The organism is Paenibacillus illinoisensis NBRC 15959, assembly GCF_004000925.1.
In the GTDB taxonomy this organism is placed as follows: Bacteria; Bacillota; Bacilli; order Paenibacillales; family Paenibacillaceae; genus Paenibacillus; species Paenibacillus illinoisensis.
This window is the reverse complement of record NZ_BIME01000010.1, coordinates 220,736-241,318: the sequence shown is the minus strand read 5'-3', so window position 1 is coordinate 241,318 and position 20,583 is coordinate 220,736. Positions and strand designations below refer to the sequence as shown.

Genomic DNA, 20,583 nt, shown 5'->3' with positions numbered 1-20,583 from the left:
AATGATTACTTGAATTCGCTGTTCAGTTCATCCAGGTAAGGTTGAACCAGGGACATCTTGCTGTTCACCCATTCTTTCCAGTTAGCTTCCAGATCTCCACTTTTGAGGATCAGGTTAGCATATTCGTTCTGGTAATCGAATGAAGCTTGACTCTTAGCTTTGGAATCGTACAGGTTGACATCCCAGTCGTATGTTGCGAGCGATTGACCTTCTGTACCGAGTTTTGCTTTTTCCTCGAACAGTTTTACGGCTCTATCACGGTAATCCTTTTTAATAGCAGGGTTTACAACACTGAAGTCGTCACCCAGGAGATACAGACCTTCGAAGCGTGCTGGGTATTTGTCTTCCAGAACTGTTCCTTCTGGCAACAAGCTAACCAGTTCGTTGTTCTCATCATATTTCCAGTCCGTTCCTTCGAAGCCCATGTTAATAAGCAGCTGTCCTTCTTTTGTCGCGGAGTAGTCGATCAGATCCATAATTCGTTCAAATTTCTCGTCACTGATCTCAGGGTTGAAAATCAGCGCGGACCAGAAGTTTGCTTGCTCCAAGTTGCGATATTTCCCGTCATCTCCAAGAACGATTGCAGTGTGTACCAGCTCATCACTATCTACACCCAGGTTCTTTCTCATATCGGTGTCCAAACCTTGTCTGTATGAAGCCAATCCACCCAGACTTGTAACTGCAGCAGTACCTGTTACTTTAAAGTTGTTTTGACCTTCATTGTTTTTCCATGTGTAGAACTCTGGATTGAGCAGTCCATCCTTATAGGCTTTTTGCATCAATTTCAGTCCTGTCAGCGTCTCAGGATCCGCTGGTCCCCAGTGGAACTGACCATCTTCACCTTTATAGAACGGAGCATCCGTCATGGCATGCACACTGTTCGGCATAATCATGTTTGTCATAGCGTCTGCAGCATTGTAGGACAGAGGTACAAGTTTGCTGCCTACTTTGCCTGGATCTTTTTCTTTCACAAGCGCAGCATATTCATTAATTTCAGATGTTGTATATGCATCTTTCAACTCGAAACCAACCGCTTCAGCCCAGTCCTTACGGAGAGCAATAACCCCGATTTGGTTTGTCAGTGGATCAGCAGGTTTGTTCTCATAATAAATTGGTCTAGGCAAGAGATACGTTCCGCCAGTCAGTTCTTCCAATTTATCTCCGAGTCCTGTCAAGTTGTAAGCTGCTGCCACGTTCGGCCAGCGTTCCTTCCAGTCATCCGGGAATTTGTAGAAGAGTCCTTGATCAATATTGTTCAAGGCATCACCGTGAACATAGTTCCATACGGATACATCCGGCAAATCACCTGAGTTGATCCACAGGCGAAGTTTCTCGCCCCATGAATCCCAGTCAATATAGTTGTAGTCCCAAGTTACATTGAACTTGTCTGTCCAGAATTTATGGAACTCATTATCCATGTTCCCGTTTTTTACTTCCGTAAGGTTAGCTACAGAGATGGTCAGGTTATCTGTATAATTTCCCTCTGCATCCTTCTCGTTGCTACCTTCCGAACTACTACTGGAACAAGCTGTCACCACCAACATCAACATACAGAGCGTGATGGCAAAAATGGATCTAACAGACAACTTTTTGTTCGTCTTCATGCTTTTACCCCCATGTTTTTTAGTAGAATTTTAAGTCAAAATCCTATACGTATAATCAGGTCTTGATAGCCCCTGTTAATACCCCTTTGGCAAAGTGCTTTTGCAGCATTGGGAAGAAACACATAATTGGCACCATAGTGACAAATACCGCAGCCATTTTCATCCCCATTGAGAAATTGCTGACTTGCGTTGCATCCACGCTGGAAGCATTGGAGGCATTGGTTTGTGATGTAGATATAATCGTCCTAAGTACATTTTGCAGTGGTAACTGATCTGCCTTTCGCAGGAAGATCATCGCATCGTACCAACTGTTCCAGTAGGCCACCCCATAGAACAGCGTGATCGTAGCAATGATTGGTGTGGCCAGCGGAAGAACGACGTTGAACAGGATTCTCCACTCCCCTGCACCATCCAGTCGCGCAGATTCCATTAGCGATTCCGGCAAAGTGTAGAAGTAGTTCATCATCAGGATCATGTTAAATGCACTGAAGCTTCCCGCAAGAATAACGGACCATAGCGATCCCGTCAGATGAAGTGATTTCATGATCAGGTAGAGTGGTACGATACCACCATTGAAGATCATGGTGAACAGCACTAGGAAAAAGATAAATTTCTTAAATGGAAAGTTGCTGCGACTTAGTCCATACGCCATGCTTGTTGTCAGGAACATACTGAGAGGCAAGCCAATCACCAGCAGGATCAGTGTATTTTTGTACCCCGAAAGGATAGTCCCGTCCGCAAACAGTGCTTTATAGGAATCCAAAGTGAACTCTTTAGGAAACATCAATAATGGATTGTCGGCATATTCTTTCTGTGTTGCAAACGAGATCATGATGACATTCCAGAACGGAATCAGAATCATCAGGGCAAGCACAAGTAAGATGGCGAAGATAACGTAATCCAGAAGCGTCATTCGTTCTGTACCAATCTTCGACTTTTTGTTAGCTTTCTTGCTCATTTCATTTTTCCTCCTTTCTTATCGGAACAATCCATCTCCGCCAAGCAGCTTCGCAAATCTGTCAGCAAGAAGCAGCAAGATCATATTCACAAGGGAACGGAACAAGCTGACCGCTGTCGAGAACGAGAAGTCGGTTGATGATTGGAACGTAATCCGATAAATATATACATCGAGTACTTCCGATACATTTTTGGTTGCGGCATTTGCCAAGTTGAAGATCTGATCGAAACCGGATGACATCAAACCACCGACAGACAGGATAAACATAACGGTGATGGTCGGTAGGATGTTCGGCAGCGTAATGCGGAACATTTGCTGCAACCGTGATGCTCCGTCGATCTGTGCAGATTCATATTGATCCTGATCGATACCCGAGATCGCAGCGAGGAAGATGATGGCACTCCATCCGCTTGATTTCCAGATATCTGTTAATAGAAGCATCGGTACAAAGTTGGATTCGGAACCCAGGAAGTTAATCGTTGGCAATCCAAGCAATGCTAGCGTGCTATTCACCAATCCGTCATACGCCAATACGTTGATGACAACCCCGGATACGATAATCCATGAAAGGAAGTGAGGGAACGTAAGAATCGTTTGGAACCACTTTTTCCCTCTGCGCATACGCAGTTCGTTCAGTAACAGAGCCAATATAATCGGGAATGGGAATTGGATAATCAGTTTCAAAATATTGATATACAATGTCCGCCATACCGCGTCGATAAACGTTGGATCCCGGAAAACGTATTTGAAGTTCTCAAATCCGCTCCATGGGCTTCCCCAGATTCCCAGGTTCGCTTTGTAATCCTTAAATGCCAGAGACAGACCGCCCATTGGCATATAAGCAAACAGGATGAGCCAGACAAGCCCCGGAATTAGCAGGGTGTACGTCATTCTGTGCTTCCAGATTTCACTCCAGAGCGAATTCCCTTTCAAGTTTCCCTTCAGCTTTTTGCTAGGTCCTTCGGCTGCAGGTTTCAATTTGCATCTCCTCACTCTACTTTGGTCTTGTCGTTATACAGAAAATCAAACATGGTTCTCAGGTGATGCTCCCAAAATCTCCATTCATGAGCTCCCGGAGATTCAACGTACCGGAAATGATACGCAGTTCCCTGCATGTACTCGGCAAATCTGCGGTTCATTTCAATAAATGGATCACTTTCACCGCAGCAGCTAAGCACATCCGGTAAAGGCCTGCCCTCTTGCAGCAATTTTTCTGACAGTGCGTAGATGTCCTGGTCGGGCTTTACCTGTAACCGTTCTCCAAAAACCGCTTTCATTTCCTTGATCATACCGGGTGGCATATTGGGATCATGAAGCCTTGTCTGAATGTCGGTTACTCCGGATAAAGAAACCACCTTGCGATAACGTTCGGGATAAGTCAGTGCACATTTCAGAGCACCATATCCACCCATGGACAATCCCGCAATGTAAGTCTTATCGGGATCCGTGTTCAGGTTGAGCTGACGTCTGCAAAACTCAGGCAACTCCTGAGTAATGTAATGGAAGTAATTCAGGCCGTATTCCATATCGGTGTAGTAGCTTCGGTTTGCCTCCGGCATGATGATGGTACAGCCATATTGTGCAGCGTACATTTCAATTGTAGTCAATCGTTGCCATGTACTCGCATTATCGCCTGCCCCATGCAGCAGATATAGCGTACCGCCTGAAGTCTCTCCGGAGTCACTGGACACTACATGTATGCTTGTGTTCATGCATAATGTAGGCGATCCGGTTTCGATCGTGATGTGTGCCATATGCAACCCCTTTCATCATCAGCTGTCGCCTGTACTCTCTCTACTCTCGCTTTTCTGCTACGACTTTTTGCCGTTCCCCCATACCCTACTAGTTATCGAAACGATTTTCTCGAATCGTTTCAAAACATAGCTAACGTTGATTCACATGGACTTAAAAACAGCACTTTTTACTTGGAAGCGATTTCTTCGAATCGTTTCGAATAAATCATAATCCCGATGAGTAAATCCTGTCAATAACCTTTTTACAAATTTCGCGTTATTTTCTCAAAAAACTTCTTTTTCAAGTGTAAATTTGCGTCAAAAGGCACTTTATTTGTGAAAATTCACCCTTTTGGTAACCGTTTGCACATCTTTCGTTGACATCACCTTCGGATTGTACTAACATAATTTCTGATTTTGGTTCCAGATTACGGAAACGTTTCACCAGTCCTAAAATGTCGTCTTTTTTAATGAAAGGATGTTATTATGTCCAGCATTGTTAATCGCTTTGTTCAACATATTGAGGCTCAGCAATTAAACGTACTGTCGGTTCGTGTGCTGCAGCATGGAGAAACACGTGGAATGTGGGATCGGACTGAGGATAAGCGGCGCTTACAGCATTCGATCAGTAAGTCGTTTACCTGTATGGCTGTAGGATTGGCACTCGAAGAAGGCATATTCACACTCGAATCCAAACTGGGAGAATACTTCACATGGCCAACACCTGCTCCGAACCTAACAGCATTCTCTCCTGCGGATCTCACACTGTATGATCTGCTGCGGATGTCTTCAGGACATGATGTGCCTGTGCTCTGGGCGGAGGAACGGGCCACACTTGCGGAGAAAGATTGGGCTAAATATTACATGTCACTTCCAATTGACAGAGTCCCTGGCGAAGCATTTACATACAGCAGTGCCGATACTTTTATGATCTCGGCCATGTTTCAGGCAGCCTCGGGCCAGACCGTAAAAGATTATCTGATTCCCAGACTGTTTGAACCGCTGGAGATTTACAACGTCGAATGGGAAACCTCTCCACTGGGCATTACATTAGGCTGTGCGGGCTTGCAGCTTACGAATGAGGAATTAGGCCGGTTCGGACAGTTCTTGCTTCAGAAGGGCAATTGGAACGGCAGTCAGCTGGTTCCTGTGGAATGGATAGACCAAGCAACAACTCGCCAGATAACGACGCCGGGTGAAGGCGATTGGGGACAAGGATACGGATATCAATTTTGGTTATGTTCTCACAATGCATACCGGGCTGATGGCGCTTATGGTCAACTATGCGTGGTCCTGCCCGAACTGGACGCTGTGGTTGCCGTTAGTAGTGACGAATTGAACATGCAGGCCATTTTGGACCTGATCTGGTCCGATATCCTTCCCCATCTTGAAAGTGAACATTAAGCTACTCAATAGGATTATAAATTATTGTATTTTTTCAAAACATATTGAAAAAACAAAAGAAGTATCATGCCTTTATCGGTCATGATACTTCTTTATTTTACCCGTGCTGTGGAAGCTGGGTCATTTCATCTAGACATTGTGCGCATATGTAACGCTCTTTGAACTCATTGACTTCTTCCATTGATCCGCAGAAAATACATTTTGGACGGTATCTCTCCAGAATGATATGGTCCCCTTGTACTAAGATCTCTACAGGATCTCCCTCATTCATTTGATACCTTTTACGCAAAGATTTAGGCAATACGATCCTACCCAATTGGTCAACTTTGCGAACTACTCCAGCTGGCTTCATAGCTACGGCACACCTCTCCTATCTTACTCTAAATTTCTAGGTACAATTGTACTATGTTTAAAGATTCGCCAAGATTTTGTCGAATCCTGCTGGAAATAAACATTTTTTGTCCTTTTTTTTGAAAAATGTTTTTTTAGCGAATTCTAACAAACACTTGAAGGCGAATATGGATCAATCCAGGCCCGGAAAATTCAATTGTCGTAATGCTTCATATACGATAATTGCTGCCGAATTGGACAAGTTTAATGAACGTACATCACCTGTCATAGGCATTCTCATGCAAGTTTCCGGATTGGCAGCAATCAATTCAGGAGGTAGTCCTTTGGTCTCTTTGCCAAAAACCAAAAAATCTTCATCCTGGAATGTAAAATCGCTATAGTTGTTCTTCGCCTTCGTGGTTGCGTAGAAAAAGCGACCCTCCGGATACTTTTCCTGAACCTCTGCGAATGAATCATGATATTCAATGTGAACTGCATGCCAGTAATCCAGGCCAGCCCGCTTCAAGGTAGCATCATCCGTCCGAAACCCGAGTGGGCGAACCAGGTGCAGATGGGTTCCCGTAGCCGCGCAGGTGCGAGAAATATTGCCGGTATTCGCGGGAATCTCCGGTTCAACCAGAACGATATGCAAAGCCATATGTGTCCAATCTCCTTTAAGTTCATGTATCTGTTGCAATCCTCTAATTCTAAAGAAAAGCCCCCCACACGTCAATGTGGAAGGCTCTGGAAGGGCTAGATTGGAAGGCTAAGGCCTCTCATCCATTCCCCTATGATTTATCCATTTGTCTTCTGAAAGTGGCTCATAAAGTCAGTCAGTGCCTTAACACTCTCATAAGGCGCAGCATTGTAGATGGATGCACGAAGGCCTCCAACACTGCGGTGTCCTTTTAATCCAACGAACCCTTCCTGTTCGGAAGCCTTGATGAATTGTTTCTCCAATTCTTCCGAAGCAAGGCGGAATGTCACGTTCATCAGGGAACGATCTGCAGCATCAACACAGCCGCGATAGAAGTCGCCAGAGGAATCAATTGTATTATAGAGCAATTCCGCTTTCTTGATGTTCTTTTGTTCGATCCCTTTCAGTCCACCTTGTTCTTCAATCCATTTCAGAACTTCATTGACCATGTAAACAGAGAAAGAAGGAGGAGTATTATACAGGGAATTGTTTTCGGTATGTGTGCTGTAACGAAGCATCGTTGGAATCGTTTTTGGTGATTCGCTTACCAGCTCCTCCCGAGCAATTACCACAGTAATCCCGGATGGTCCAAGGTTTTTCTGTGCACCCGCATAAATCATGCCAAACTGATTAAGATCGAATGGTTTACAGAAAATATCACTCGACATGTCAGCAATTAGCGGTACAGATCCCGTGTCCGGAAAAGACTTGAACTGTGTACCCTCGATCGTTTCATTGGATGTCAGATGTACATAAGCTGTGCGGTCAGGCAAACTCAGGTTCGATACATCAGGCAATTTCATGTATTTATCAGCCTCGGAAGAAGCTGCAATGTGGGTTTCACCGATCAGCTTCGCTTCAGACAACGCTTTTTTCGCCCAGCTGCCTGTCATGACATAACTTGCAGTTTGGCCTGCCCCCAGAAGGTTCATCGGCAACATGGCGAACTGGGTGCTTGCTCCGCCCTGAAGAAATAGTACCTTGTATCCCTTCGGATTGCCTAAGAGCGACAGCAAACGCTCCTGAGCTTCATTATGTACGGACTCGTACACTGCCCCACGGTGAGACATCTCCATAATCGACATGCCTGTGTTACGAAAATCAACAAATTCTGCTTGCGCACGCTCCAAAACCTCCAGTGGCAGTGCCGCTGGTCCTGCATTAAAATTATACGCTCTCTTTGTCATTTTTCCCCCGCCCTTTCCATCCGTAGCTTACATATGAAGTAAATATTATCGCTATGATATCAGTATTCCCTATCCGCATCAAGGGCAATAAGCACTGAAGCTAGCAATTAGGGTCATCAAAATACTTTATCACCCTGCAAAGTTAACGTACTACATCGCTCATTCATGGAAAAGCCTCCGAGAGCGAGTCCCGGAGGCTTAAATTGTAGCTACCCTTGTTTCGATCGGATTAGCAATCGAAGTAAAGGCTGTACTCGTGTGGATGAATGCGAATAGCTACAGCTTTTGCTTCATCACGTTTGAGGTTGATGTAGTTCTCGATGAATTCTTTAGTGAATACGCCGCCTTCAGTCAAGAACTCGTTGTCTGCTGCCAGAGCATCAAGCGCCTCTTCCAGGGAAGCTGGAACGCTGCGGATGTTTTCTTTGTCAGCATCTGACAAGTCATAGATGTTTTTGTCGAGTGGACCGTAACCAAGCTCAGTTGGGTTAATTTTGCGTTTGATTCCGTCCAGACCCGCCATCAGCATTGCGGAGAATGCCAGGTAAGGGTTAGCAGTGGAGTCAGGCGTACGGAACTCGATACGACAGCCTTTAGGTGTCACAGCTGCAACTGGGATACGTACTGCTGCAGAGCGGTTACCTTTGGAGTAAACCAGGTTTACCGGTGCTTCGTAACCAGGTACAAGACGTTTGAATGAGTTTGTACTTGGGTTAGTCAACGCGATCAGAGCTGGTGCATGGTACAGAATTCCTCCGATGTAGTGCAGAGCCATTTCGCTCAGGTTTGCATATCCCGCTTTGTCGTAGAACAATGGGGAATCGCCATCGAAGATGGATTGGTGAACGTGCATTCCGCTACCATTATCACCGAACAATGGTTTCGGCATGAATGTAGCTACTTTGCCATATTGACGTGCAGTGTTATGCACGATGTATTTGTAAACAAGCAGGTTATCTGCTGTTTTCTTCAAGGTATCAAAACGGAAGTTGATTTCGGCTTGACCAGCTGTTGCCACTTCGTGGTGATGACGCTCGATCGACAGGCCAGCTTCTTCCAACAAACGACACATTTCACTACGGATATCTTGTTGAGTATCCACTGGTGCTACAGGTACATATCCGCCTTTAGTGCGAACTTTGAAGCCCAGGTTACCGCCTTCTTCCTTGCGGTTGGTGTTCCAAGATGCTTCTTCGGAATCAACGTAGTAGGAAGAGCTGTTCGTGCCGCTCTCATAACGTACATCGTCGAAGATGAAGAATTCGGACTCAGGTGCGAAGAATGCTGCTGTACCTACACCGCTCTCTTTCAGGAAAGCTTCAGCTTTAACAGCGATGCTGCGTGGGTCACGCTCATAGCGCTCACCATCTGGTGTAAAGATATCACACATAACATTCAATGTAGGGTGTGCAGTGAACGGATCGACATAAGTCGCTTCAGGATCTGGCATCATAACCATATCGGACTCTTCGATTCCACGGAAACCTTGGATAGAAGAACCGTCAAAAGCTACTCCATTTACGAATGTGTCTGCATCAACAGCCGAAGCTGGCAACGAGATGTGATGTGCACGACCAGCTAAATCTACAAAACGAAAATCTACCCACTCGATGTTGTTCTCTTGAATTGATTTCAATACGTTTTCAACCGACATGTATTCGTCCTCCCAAATATTCCGAACAATAAACAACCCCACGAAAGAAAATGTCCATATTCGAATTTTTTTCTGTCGTCATTATAAATTCTTAAACATGACATCGTCAATACTTATGTAAGGTATTTTTTGCGACTATGTTAGCTATACTCACATTTTATAAATCTGATAAATTCACTTAACAACGAATTGATTATACATTTAACCGAGTTAATGCGGTAAAGTAACCATAATAACATCCTAAAACATGGGAAAAACATTACATCATAAATGTTTCTTATCACTATTGATTAATAAATGTATTCAATCCCCTCTTGATATGAAAAACCGGACATCTCCCTGCTTCATTCTCAAGAATGAAACGAGGAAAATGTCCGGTTGTATCGTGACAAACTATAAGATTAGACGCCCACTCTTGCCGGGAAAAACTCGGCAGGTTGTTTGGCTGTATTAAACGTTTTGCCCACGATTGGAGCGAGTTTCTCCAGATCCTGCAGCAAGTTGGCGAATTGGTCAGGGAACAGGGATTGTACACCGTCGCCTGTCATGGAGTTGTCTGGATCTGTGTGCATCTCGATAATTAATCCATTGGCACCAGCAGCAACAGAAGCTTTTGTCATCGGTTCTACCAGTTCACGGCGTCCTGTACCATGGCTAGGATCGGAAATGACAGGCAGATGGCTAAGAGACTGCAGCACAGGAATCGCCGACAGATCGAGCGTATTGCGAGTATAGGACTCAAACGTACGAATGCCGCGCTCACAGAGCATTACATTAGGGTTACCGCCGGCGAGGATGTACTCAGCCGCGTTCAGAAGCTCATCGTATGTCGCACTGAAGCCGCGTTTCAGCAATACGGGTTTTCCGCATTCGCCCAGCTTACGCAGCAAATCGAAGTTTTGCATGTTCCGTGTACCGACCTGCAGAATATCCGCGTACTCCGCACAAATATCCACGTATTCCGGAGTCATGACTTCCGTGATGGTCAGCAGGTCATGTTTTTTGCCAGCTTCAGCCATCATGATGAGCCCTTCTACACCTGTTCCCTGGAAACTGTAAGGACCGGTACGAGGTTTAAATGCACCGCCGCGCAGTACCTGGCCACCAGCAGCTTTCACAAGACCGGCAATTTCATCAATTTGGGCAGCAGATTCAACCGCACAAGGTCCACCCATAACGACGAGTTCTTTTCCGCCGATATCCACTCCCTTAATGGAGATGACTGTATCTTCAGGGTGGAAGTCACGGCTGGCCAATTTGTAGGATTTCGAGATTCTTACGACATTCTCTACACCTTTCATTTGACGAAGATGTTCCTGCATTTTAGGTTCCACTTTGCCAATCAACCCGATAATGGTACGATCCTCTCCGCGGGAGATATGCACCTGAAGCCCTTCCTTTTCAATCACAGCGACGATATCCTGAATCTGTTCCTCCGGTGTTGCCTTACCTGCAATAACGATCATAATTAATTCCCATCCTTCCTTGTATGAGAGCACCAAACTGTTTCGATGTGCATCTGATTATAATTAAAAGTTCTGTCACGCTTAAACGCTTGTTCGCTTTTAAGCTTTTATCCGCTAAAGTAAATATATCATAGTCTGCCATTCTCGTCAAGGTGACTAAGGGTACTCCTCATGCAAAAAAATCCTGCGCCACAAACCCTAATTCGGGGCTGCAGCACAGGATTTCTTGTATTTGTTACGTTGTGCGGGTCTTCTCCCGCACTGGGGGCAGCAGTTTGCTCATGTTGACGGTACGCTTAATTTCCCACGTCTCCGGTTGATCATGCTCATATTGCTCCAGATAACTGATAACTTCCTTTGTAATCGGAGTCGGCGTCGAAGCACCTGAAGTTACGGCTACCTTGTTTACCCCTTTCAGCCATTCCTGCTTGATCTCGGACACATCCGATACCCGGTAGGCCGTTACACCCGCAATCTCTTCCGATACTTGTGCAAGCCGGTTCGAATTGTTACTTCGCGGGTCCCCAACAACGATAACCAGATCAGATTGACCTGCCTGCTCAGCTACAGCTTCCTGACGAACTTGTGTAGCCAGACATATCTCGTTATGAATTTCAGCACCAGGAAATTTCTCCAGAAGACGGCTCATGATGTGTTTGATATCCCATTGACTCATCGTCGTCTGATTGGTAATAAGAATCTTGCCAGCTGGCACATTCAGTGCATCAATCTCTTCTTCCTTCTCAATCAAATGCACCTGGTTAGGAGCAACTCCAATAGCCCCTTCGGGTTCAGGATGGTTCTTTTTGCCGATATAGATGATCTGATAACCTTCAGCCGTTTTCTCCCGGATCAGGTCATGCGTCTTGGTTACATCCGGACATGTGGCGTCTACTGTAGTGAGCCCTTTGTCCCGTGCCATCTTGCGCACCTCAGGAGATACACCATGGGCCGTAAAGATGACCGTACCGCTCTCTACCTGACTCAGGATTTCGATCCGGTTCGGACCATCCAGTGTAATGATCCCCTCATCTTCAAAGGAATCCGTCACATGTTTGTTATGCACAATCATACCCAATATATATATAGGCCGTGGTAAATCAAGATTACGTGCTGCCTGACGTGCCAATACCATGGCATCCACAACTCCGTAACAATACCCTCGCGGCGAAATTCGCAGTACTTCCACTTGGTTGCCACCCGCTTTCTTTTTCAGCATCACTGCCGATGTAATTGCAGTCCAGTCTATTATACCTTTATTCGATAGGTGGAGCAAAGACAACTGGCATCCAGATGATGAAAGTCGTTCCTTCACCGCGTCTGGTCACGACCTCAACGGAGCCCATATGCTCCTCAATAATCCATTTAGCGATGGATAACCCCAGTCCAATGCCCGGTGTAGCTCCGCGGGATTCGTCTGCACGATAGAAACGATCGAAGATAAACGGCACCTCATCCTTATCCATACCGATGCCTGTATCACTGATCCGGAGACCAACCTGGCCTTTGTATAGGATAGCATCAAGCGTTACCGATCCGTCCGGTGTGTATTTGAACGCATTTTCAATGAAAATAAAGAGCATCTGCTGAAGATAGTCTTTGCTGCCGTTCACATAAATTCCATTTAAAATCGATAAATCGCCAACCCGCCATTCTGCGTGGTGATCGAGGAAATGTGCTCTGCGAGCCACTTCTTGCACCAGAATTTGCAGCGGAATCGGATTCAATTCTATTTTCTGTCCTGTATCGGCCCTAGCCAGTGACAGCATGTCACTAATCAACCTGCTCATGCGTTTGCCTTCGTCCGCCATATCTTCAATCGCTTCAAGCGACATCTCCTTGACGGTCTCCTCATCCAGATTCGGTCGGTCATTTCCTTCCTGATCCCATAACTTTTTCAGGAAATCCACGTTTCCCCGGATCGTCGTCAGCGGTGTACGCAGCTCATGAGAGGCATCGGATACAAATCTGCGCTGAGCAGCATTGGTCTCCTCCAGGCCGCGGAAGGACAGTTCTGTCCGTTCGAGCATGTTATTCACCGTTTCAATCAGACGACCGATTTCATCCTTGGGACCCGTATATTGTATCCGGACACTCAGATCGTCACCGGATTGAATCTGATTGGCTGCATCAATGACATTGACGAGTGGGCGCATCGATTTGCGGGCAAGAATGAGACCTGAAGTAATGGCCAGTGCCATGGCCACAAGCCAGCCAAAGATTAGAATATTAAGCAGCGCCTCCAGCAATCGTTCCTGTGAACTTACATTGGCACCGACCTGAAGAAGCCCCCTAATTTCATTGGTTCCCGAAAGAGAAAGGGGCTGCTGATTGACCAGAAAAGGAGTGCCATTCACGTAAATCTTGGATATCCCGCGTTTTTCTACTATTTCATTCGTCTTCAAAACCGGAAATTGGATGCGAACCTTCTCCATGTTTCCTGAGATTTTGCCAGACTGACTTTGGTAATCCCAGAGTTGAATGTAAATTTGGGCTTCCTGCAGCTGACTCTCGGTAAATGGGTCCAGATCAAGCGTCTGAGATAACGGGTTAACTCCGATCTGGTCTGTAATACGCGCACTCTTCGACTTTAGCTGCTGTTCGACTTCCTGATACGTATTGAAATAAACAAAGGCATAGATTACGACACCCCAAAAAATAAGCACAGCTGCCAAGATGCCAGAATACCATGCGGTTAGTTTTAACCGAATGGACATGTCAGGAGTCACCTCTCAGAATATAACCCGCTCCACGAATCGTTTGGATTAAGCGTTTGCCTCCATACTCTTCCGTTTTTTGCCGGAGCATCGCAATATATACTTCCAGTACGTTTGACTCCCCGCTATAATCATAGCCCCAGATCTTATCCATGATCAGATCACGGGAGAGTACTCTTTTCGGATTTTGCATAAACAAGTTCAATAGTTCGAATTCCTTCGCTGTCAGCTCAAGACGTTTCCCGTCACGCAGTACTTCGCGTGAGTCATTATCCAATATAATATCTTCGTAGACGAGCCGGTTATCCGGCGTTTCTGCAATATCCGATTTACGACGCAGCAAGGCGCGAACACGGGCCAGTAACTCTTCCAGTGCGAATGGCTTCACCAGATAATCATCCGCTCCGGTATCCAGGCCGGTCACCCGGCTCTGAACCTCATCCTTCGCGGTTAACATGAGCACAGGTACTTTGCTTCCTGCTTCCCTTAAACGGCGACATACTTCGAAACCATCAATCTGAGGCATCATCACATCCAGCACCACTACATCCGGTTCCTTATCCATTAATTTACTGAGACCCTCAGCACCATTGGAAGCAGTCTGTACCTCATAGCCTTCAAACGCCAGCCCCCGGCGGAGCATGGACACGATTTTTTCATCATCATCCACAATCAAAATAGTTGAGCGCATGGTCTTTCTCCTTTATTCTCACATTTTAATCTCATTGTAACAGCCAGAAGCCTAGTCTGCATCTTGGCCGCATTTTTCGCTTCTCCAAGCCTTGCTTGGTATCTGTAATCATGCCTTCATTAGGACAAAAAAAGCGAAAGGGCCCTCAAACCCTTCCGCTCTTCTGAATCTCGAACCACCATTCAAATTATGGTTGTGTTTGTTGCTGTTGATCAGATGTTTGTGAAGTATCATAGTCATTTTTGTTGCCGATTTTAATTTTGATATCCATCTTCTTACCATCGCGTACCACATTCAGCGTAACTTCGCTGCCGATTTCCTGAGTTTTGATGAAATCAATCAGGTCTTGGCTTGTGCTGTACGGCGTTCCATTCGCACCCGTGATGATATCATAGGCACGCAGATCGGCTTGGTAAGCCGGAGACTGATAGATGGTGCTGGCTACGACAGAACCTTCAGTAATATCCGTTCCCATTTGTTTCGCTACTTCAGGCGTCAGCGCCATCAGGGACGCACCGATGAACGGTACCGGCTCTTTTGGAACTTCTTTATTTTCTTTCAGATATTTCACGGCATCCGAGATGACACTTGAAGGGATGGCAAATCCAATACCTTGCGCATCAGCGCTAACAGCTACGTTCATACCAATGACTTCACCGTTAAGGTTAAGCAGCGGACCACCTGAGTTACCTGGGTTAATCGACGCATCGGTTTGCAGCAGATGGCTGTATTCACGCGTTTTGCCCGTTTCTTCGTCCGGAATGCTGATTGTACGTTCTTTGGCACTCAGTACACCTGCAGTTACAGTATGCTCGAACCCTTCTGGGTTACCAATGGCAACAAGCCATTCACCAACTTGTGTGCTGTTTGAGTCGCCAAGCGGAGCAACAGGGAAATCATCGTCTCCGCTGTTTTTCTCGATTTTCAATACAGCAAGGTCAAGATCGAAGCTGCTTCCCAGCAGTTTGGCTTCGTAAGGTTTGCTGTTGTTCTCCAGTGTAACCTGAATGACATCTGCACCTTGAATAACGTGCTGGTTCGTTAGGATATATCCTTCTTTGTCAAAAATAAATCCGGAACCAATGCCGAGCGGAACAAGCTGATTGCTTCCCTGCTGCTGCTGCTCGCCTTGGTTGCTATCCGTGCCACCGCTTCCGTTACCTCCATTACCGAAGAAGTATTGATATAACGGATCACTCATCGTGGATCCACCTTGGCTTCCACTTCGCGTGGACTGCTTAGCTAATGTTTCAATCTTTACAACCGCAGGACTTGTGCTCGTCACTACAGAAGAGACATCCTCTTTACCTGTTGGCAGAAGTGATGCAGTCACATTATTGCTGCTGCCCGTATTCGTAGAAGTCGATTCCTGACTTGTGCTTTGATTCTCTGCACTTGTTAAGGCTTCTTGCGGAGTAAACATGTTCGTGCGGTCTGCCGTGTACATCAGTACTGTAATGACCAGCATCCCTGCTATAAAGGAAAACAATAATGATCTGACCGAGGAGCGAGGCTTACGGTTGTTGTAGTTCCAGTTTCCATTTCCGTTTTTGCCACCGCTGCCACCATCTCCACCGTTTCCGGAACCGCTGCCTCCGTTGCCGCGGCCCGCCTGTTCGGAAGATCCATTATTGTAATACATCGGAAGCGGCTTGACAGGATCGGGTCTTGTGATCTGTACATTGCCCTCTTCACGCTCGCTAGGGTTCACATGACTGCTTGCTGTATCTTCCTGATTCACGGACTGAAAAGGTCCATAAGAATAATAGTAAGAGGATTCGTCCGTTCCGGATGTATTGCGGTTATCCGCATGCTTTGTTTGGTCTTCCTCGTCTTGACGGTTCGGTCTATAATTACGTTCGTCCATGCTTTCTACCTCCCAATCTCTTTTTCACAAGAGATATTCTTTAACTGTCCTTATTTTGTACTTTAAACCTTAACCGTACCTTAAAAACAATTAAAAAGGAGATAAAAGCACGTAATAATAGCACATTTTTCCCGATAAATCAGCATTTTAGTCCTTGTTCTTCACCCAACCCTGACGATGAGCGTAAATGGCCAGTTGTGTCCGATCATCCATTTCGCACTTCATTAGCAGGTTGCTTACATGTGTTTTAACGGTTTTGATACTAATATGTAGTTCTTCCCCAATATCTTTGTTGGTTTTGCCTTCTGCAATGAGCAAAAGAACTTCCTTCTCCCGTTCGGTCAGACCGGATTCGTTCTCTCTCGCGGTGCGCTGCCTGATTCCCCGGGTTAACGCCTGGGACACATCTCCCGTCATGACAGGCATTCCCCGATAGGCTCCCTGAAGCGCATAGATTAATTCTTCAGCAGATACAGTCTTCAGGACATAGCTGACTGCTCCCGCCTCAATGGCCTGCACCACCAAATCATCCTCGAGAAAACTAGTAAGCATAACTATTTTGGAACCCGGAAATTCACTCATGATGGCTTGCGTTGCCTCGGCCCCGTTCATGACAGGCATCATCAGGTCCATCAATATAAGATCAGGCATCTCGCTCTGATCCAGCTTGCGGAGCTGGTTAAGCGCATCCTGTCCATTTCCCGCTTCTCCCATGACATGAAATGTTGGCTCAAGCATCAGGTACGTTTTCAAGCCCATTCTCACCATATCATGATCGTCTACAATCATTACATTCACTTTTCCGTTCATTCCGTTTCCCCCTCTGGTTCATCCGGGAATTTCGGGATAAGCACCCGTACTGTCGTTCCCGCTCCCGGTTTTGAAATAATCTGGACATCCCCGCCAAGCTTTTCTGCCCGTTCACGCATGGTGGACAATCCATAGGACCCTGGCCGCTCAACTTGCTGCAAGAAGCCCTGACCGTCATCGCTTATGCTCATGCTGATCTGATGCTCGCTCTCCCGTATGGACAGACTAACAAGCCCAGCCTCCGCATGCTTCACTACATTGGCGACGGCCTCCTGAATAACAAGAAACAGCTGGTGCTCGATGGCATCCGAGACGCCGCCATCCAGTTCCAGCTCTTTCACTCCCTTTAATCCATTCTGTCTGCAATAATCAGGAAACCATCGATCCAGTGCCTCAGCCAGGTCCCTTCCTTCAAGTTCTACCGGACGAAGCTGCGCAATAAGACCACGCATCTGACGTTGTGCAATATGCGACATTTGGATTAATTGGTCGAGTACTTTGTTTCCGTGCTCCGGATTCATCTCCAGCAGTTTGGGCAGGGAAGACGCTGACATATGAATGGCGAACAGCTGCTGGCTGACCGTATCATGCAGGTCCCTCGCCATCCGTCTGCGTTCTTCAAGAACCGCTCGTTCGGAAGCCTGTTCTTTCTCGATCACTTCCTGCTCGCCCAGACGCTGGAGCAATCTCATTTTTTTCTCAATCGAATCCATCATGACGTTAAACTCCTGGTATACCCGGCCGAAAGAGGCATCATCTGCCTCAGGCATGCGAACGGCCAAGTTCCCCTTGGATACTTTCAGCATATTCAGATCGAGCAGGTCGATTTTGCGCTGAAGCCGCAGTGCAGCAATATATCCGGTAACTACAGTCGCCAGCACAACGACAGCCACATACGTCCATGCGCGCTGTCGTCCTGTTCCCATTAACACCTCTCCGTACAGCAAGTAGAACCCGCCCAGCGTAATCAGCCCGGTCAGGACAAAATACATCATCAGTTCCCACTTGTTGGCCTTGAGAATCGTTCGAATCATACGTTAACCCACCTTATTTACTTTGACGTCTCCGATAAATACACTTACTACGATCCGAACCTTTTTTCCTGCTTCCCGGTAATGGGAAGTTTCCGCCTGGGCACTGCTGAGGAATCCACCCCGTTTTTGGTTCAACAGCGACATATCTCCTATAAAGGAGTTCGTGGTGACAGTGACTCCGAGATCCATGTCTTCCGGCACGAATACCTTTACATCCCCAATAAATGAGGAAATATTAATTTTGGTTTCGCCATAAGGGATTTGGGCTTTCGTCAAGTCAATAACCGTATCACCGATAAACGCCGAGATATTCATTGGTTTAAGGGAGAACACTTCCTGTCCCATGTAGAGGTCACCGATAAATGCTGATTTGTTAACGGTATTTCTGTTGCCGTAATCTTCATATTCACTACCGTATCCGCCTCCGCCATCACCATAGTGACTTCCATAGCCGTTACCATCTGGACCATGGGAATGAGTATGGCTATGGGAATGAGAATGATGCTTTTTCTTATGCTGCTGTCCCTGATGCAATTCATCTTCAGCCGCATTGGCGTATGGATCATAATGGTAGTTTTTAGGCTCCTGTTTGGGTTTGCCAAACGTCTTTTCGAATTGCTCATCAAAAGAAGAAGGCATTTCCAGGTCCTCGGAAGACAAGGGCTGATAAGGTTCAGGCGGCGGTGGTGGCTGCATTTTGTCCTGATGTTTGCGATCCCGGCGACGAGGCCCAATCAGAACAAACAGCCCTCCTCCAATTAACATGATTGGAATGAGATAACGAATGAACTCACCCATGGAATAATCAATCCAGCCGAGATTTCGTGACAGGAAGTATCCGCCTATAGCAAGTACAATGACAGGTCCAATCATGGCATAACCGCCATTGCGACGAATTTCAGTCACTCCTTTTACGCCCCACCAGATTAAAAACAGCGGCCAATATGTTCTAAATATATATCCTATATCAATGTCATAACCCAATTGCCGAAACAAAATGATTGCACCAACGGCAATCAACGGTATGCCAACCCACCAGCGGTCTCGCATAGATCGTTTCATCGCTCATGTCTCCTTCGTCTGTATTCTGTATCCAGTGTACCTCAGACAAGGATTCGATAACAGCGGCGGCAGATGGAATTCGTCTCGGTCTCCAGACTGAGGATTGAGGATATTTATGTAAAATTTATCAAAAACTAAAACACCCTGGAGCGTTTGCTCCAGGGTGCCTGAATCATTATTTATTTTTGAAATTTGCCTGCACGGCCTACTTGGCCTGTTTGTCCAGTGTTTTCTACACCGAACTCTGCATTGTATTTTTCATCAGGTGTTTGGAAATTTTCTTGTACTTTGTTTTGCTGGGATTGCTTCACTTTGCTTGCCGCAGTTTCTTGTCCAAACTCAGCATTGTACTTCTCGTTTGGCGTTTGGTACCCTTGTCCTTGTGTTCTTTTAGCCACAACGAATCACCTCTCTCTTCATATTTACGCTGCACTGCTGCTGCGCGGGGTTCGTCCCCAGTCAGTATTATGTGAAGAGAGCACTACAGTTATTCATCCTTAACATCCCAAATTAAACGGCCTTGTCTAACCATGAATCCGGCACGGATTTGTACACATCGATCGCTTCAGACAACTCGTCCAGCATCTTTTCCGTGCACTTTCCGTCACCTTGTTTAATCACCTGTACCTCGACGTCCTTTTTGCCCCATTCCTTATACACTTGCTTCGTGGTCGGAAAATAAAGGTCAATTTTATTACCCTTGATGGCAGAACCTGTGTCCGCCACGATACCGTAACCATACCCCGGAATATAGAGGATGGAACCTAACGGGAATAATTTGGGGTCAGCAGCAATGGTTGACACCGTTTCTTTGTCTCTACGTACCTTCACCCCAGAGTAAGTAATACCATACTGAGGATGTTTTGGTCCTTTACCGGTTGACTCTACACCTGCCGTGTAACCCGTCGCGGTCACCTTTTGCGTTCCCAGTACCTGTTCTGAGCGCGGCGCCATCACAGGCATGGATGGGTCGAGTACAAGCTGCTTGCCTGGGACATCCGGCTTAGGAATGACAATGGGCTGCGGAGACCACAATAAAGCCATATAAACCATCGTCGTGACCTGTACCTGATCACTGTATTCATAATCATGGATCGATAACTCGGACTGACTTTCAACTTGACGCGTTGCAGCTTGATCCTGCCGCTTGATTACATGCAGCACTTCATTTTCCTCTTCAAATGTATACGCCTCTGCCTGATTCCAGGACAATACCAACCCAATGGACATGACCATAATTGAAATCAGAACCCGTAATTGTTTTGTTTTCATTGCATTTTGCTTTTTCATTTTAAAACCTCCCCCTTACTGCAAAGGTTTTCCAAAAAGCAAAATGCTTATACATTTTCTACTCCACTAGGTTCCAGCA

The 20,583-nt window shown here is 46.2% G+C and carries 19 protein-coding genes; 1 reads left to right on the top strand and 18 read right to left on the bottom strand.

The genetic code is table 11. From position 1 onward, the window contains the following. Positions 1-5 precede the first annotated feature (5 nt). From PIL01S_RS22445 to PIL01S_RS22430, 4 genes are read right to left on the bottom strand one after another with little or no spacing between them, the layout of a single operon-like run. On the bottom strand, positions 6-1,604 hold the full coding sequence (locus PIL01S_RS22445) for a type 2 periplasmic-binding domain-containing protein (RefSeq protein WP_127539452.1): 1,599 nt from the start codon (positions 1,602-1,604) through the stop codon (positions 6-8). A gap of 55 nt (positions 1,605-1,659) precedes the next feature. Next, positions 1,660-2,562, bottom strand: a complete 903-nt coding sequence (locus PIL01S_RS22440) for a carbohydrate ABC transporter permease (RefSeq protein ID WP_095288264.1) — start codon at positions 2,560-2,562, stop codon at positions 1,660-1,662. A gap of 18 nt (positions 2,563-2,580) precedes the next feature. Beyond that, entirely contained in the window at positions 2,581-3,540 is a 960-nt protein-coding gene (locus PIL01S_RS22435; protein WP_127539451.1) for an ABC transporter permease, read from the bottom strand. An 11-nt stretch (positions 3,541-3,551) separates the two neighbouring features. Beyond that, a complete protein-coding gene (locus PIL01S_RS22430; RefSeq protein WP_127539450.1) occupies positions 3,552-4,316 on the bottom strand; it encodes an alpha/beta hydrolase in 765 nt (254 codons plus the stop codon). A 465-nt stretch (positions 4,317-4,781) separates the two neighbouring features. Between PIL01S_RS22430 and PIL01S_RS22425 the strand changes: the two genes are divergently transcribed. Beyond that, positions 4,782-5,699: a serine hydrolase domain-containing protein gene (locus PIL01S_RS22425; RefSeq protein WP_127539449.1), complete on the top strand. Its 918-nt coding sequence runs from the start codon at positions 4,782-4,784 to the stop codon at positions 5,697-5,699. 97 nt (positions 5,700-5,796) lie between these two features. Here PIL01S_RS22425 and PIL01S_RS22420 read toward each other — a convergent pair whose 3' ends face one another. The 14 genes from PIL01S_RS22420 to PIL01S_RS30085 all read right to left on the bottom strand — a co-directional run bounded on the left by PIL01S_RS22420 (position 5,797) and on the right by PIL01S_RS30085 (position 20,450). Beyond that, on the bottom strand, positions 5,797-6,051 hold the full coding sequence (locus tag PIL01S_RS22420) for an AbrB/MazE/SpoVT family DNA-binding domain-containing protein (RefSeq protein ID WP_024629045.1): 255 nt from the start codon (positions 6,049-6,051) through the stop codon (positions 5,797-5,799). A 171-nt stretch (positions 6,052-6,222) separates the two neighbouring features. Continuing rightward, positions 6,223-6,687: a tRNA (uridine(34)/cytosine(34)/5-carboxymethylaminomethyluridine(34)-2'-O)-methyltransferase TrmL gene (gene trmL / locus PIL01S_RS22415; protein ID WP_095288268.1), complete on the bottom strand. Its 465-nt coding sequence runs from the start codon at positions 6,685-6,687 to the stop codon at positions 6,223-6,225. A gap of 137 nt (positions 6,688-6,824) precedes the next feature. Continuing rightward, positions 6,825-7,913: a 3-phosphoserine/phosphohydroxythreonine transaminase gene (serC, locus tag PIL01S_RS22410; protein WP_127539448.1), complete on the bottom strand. Its 1,089-nt coding sequence runs from the start codon at positions 7,911-7,913 to the stop codon at positions 6,825-6,827. A gap of 229 nt (positions 7,914-8,142) precedes the next feature. Further along, positions 8,143-9,567 (bottom strand): type I glutamate--ammonia ligase, encoded by a 1,425-nt coding sequence (glnA, locus tag PIL01S_RS22405; protein WP_095288270.1) that lies wholly within the window; start codon positions 9,565-9,567, stop codon positions 8,143-8,145. A gap of 401 nt (positions 9,568-9,968) precedes the next feature. Then, positions 9,969-11,033 (bottom strand): 3-deoxy-7-phosphoheptulonate synthase, encoded by a 1,065-nt coding sequence (gene aroF, locus PIL01S_RS22400; RefSeq protein WP_095288271.1) that lies wholly within the window; start codon positions 11,031-11,033, stop codon positions 9,969-9,971. Positions 11,034-11,268: 235 nt separating this feature from the next. Next, a complete protein-coding gene (locus tag PIL01S_RS22395; RefSeq protein ID WP_127539447.1) occupies positions 11,269-12,222 on the bottom strand; it encodes a 4-hydroxy-3-methylbut-2-enyl diphosphate reductase in 954 nt (317 codons plus the stop codon). Between the two features lie 67 nt (positions 12,223-12,289). Beyond that, positions 12,290-13,750, bottom strand: a complete 1,461-nt coding sequence (locus PIL01S_RS22390) for a sensor histidine kinase (RefSeq protein WP_127539446.1) — start codon at positions 13,748-13,750, stop codon at positions 12,290-12,292. A gap of 1 nt (position 13,751) precedes the next feature. Then, complete coding sequence (locus PIL01S_RS22385) at positions 13,752-14,441, bottom strand: response regulator transcription factor (protein WP_095288273.1); 690 nt, start codon at positions 14,439-14,441, stop codon at positions 13,752-13,754. Between the two features lie 187 nt (positions 14,442-14,628). Further along, positions 14,629-16,308 (bottom strand): S1C family serine protease, encoded by a 1,680-nt coding sequence (locus PIL01S_RS22380; RefSeq protein WP_127539445.1) that lies wholly within the window; start codon positions 16,306-16,308, stop codon positions 14,629-14,631. 147 nt (positions 16,309-16,455) lie between these two features. After that, the gene (locus PIL01S_RS22375) at positions 16,456-17,118 is read right to left on the bottom strand and encodes a response regulator (protein WP_095359079.1); all 663 of its coding nucleotides are present in this window, start codon (positions 17,116-17,118) and stop codon (positions 16,456-16,458) included. After that, positions 17,115-18,152 carry a HAMP domain-containing sensor histidine kinase gene (locus PIL01S_RS22370; protein ID WP_174818723.1) on the bottom strand — a complete coding sequence of 346 codons (1,038 nt, stop codon included), beginning with the start codon at positions 18,150-18,152 and terminating at the stop codon, positions 17,115-17,117. Before PIL01S_RS22370 ends, PIL01S_RS22375 begins: the two co-directional genes overlap by 4 nt. Positions 18,153-18,155: 3 nt before the next feature. Continuing rightward, positions 18,156-19,214, bottom strand: coding sequence for a cell wall-active antibiotics response protein LiaF (gene liaF / locus PIL01S_RS22365; protein ID WP_127539444.1), 1,059 nt, complete (start codon positions 19,212-19,214; stop codon positions 18,156-18,158). Between the two features lie 179 nt (positions 19,215-19,393). Next, the gene (locus tag PIL01S_RS22360; protein ID WP_127539443.1) at positions 19,394-19,612 is read right to left on the bottom strand and encodes a hypothetical protein; all 219 of its coding nucleotides are present in this window, start codon (positions 19,610-19,612) and stop codon (positions 19,394-19,396) included. Positions 19,613-19,724: 112 nt separating this feature from the next. After that, a complete protein-coding gene (locus PIL01S_RS30085) occupies positions 19,725-20,450 on the bottom strand; it encodes a 3D domain-containing protein (RefSeq protein WP_371859983.1) in 726 nt (241 codons plus the stop codon). Positions 20,451-20,583 lie beyond the last annotated feature (133 nt).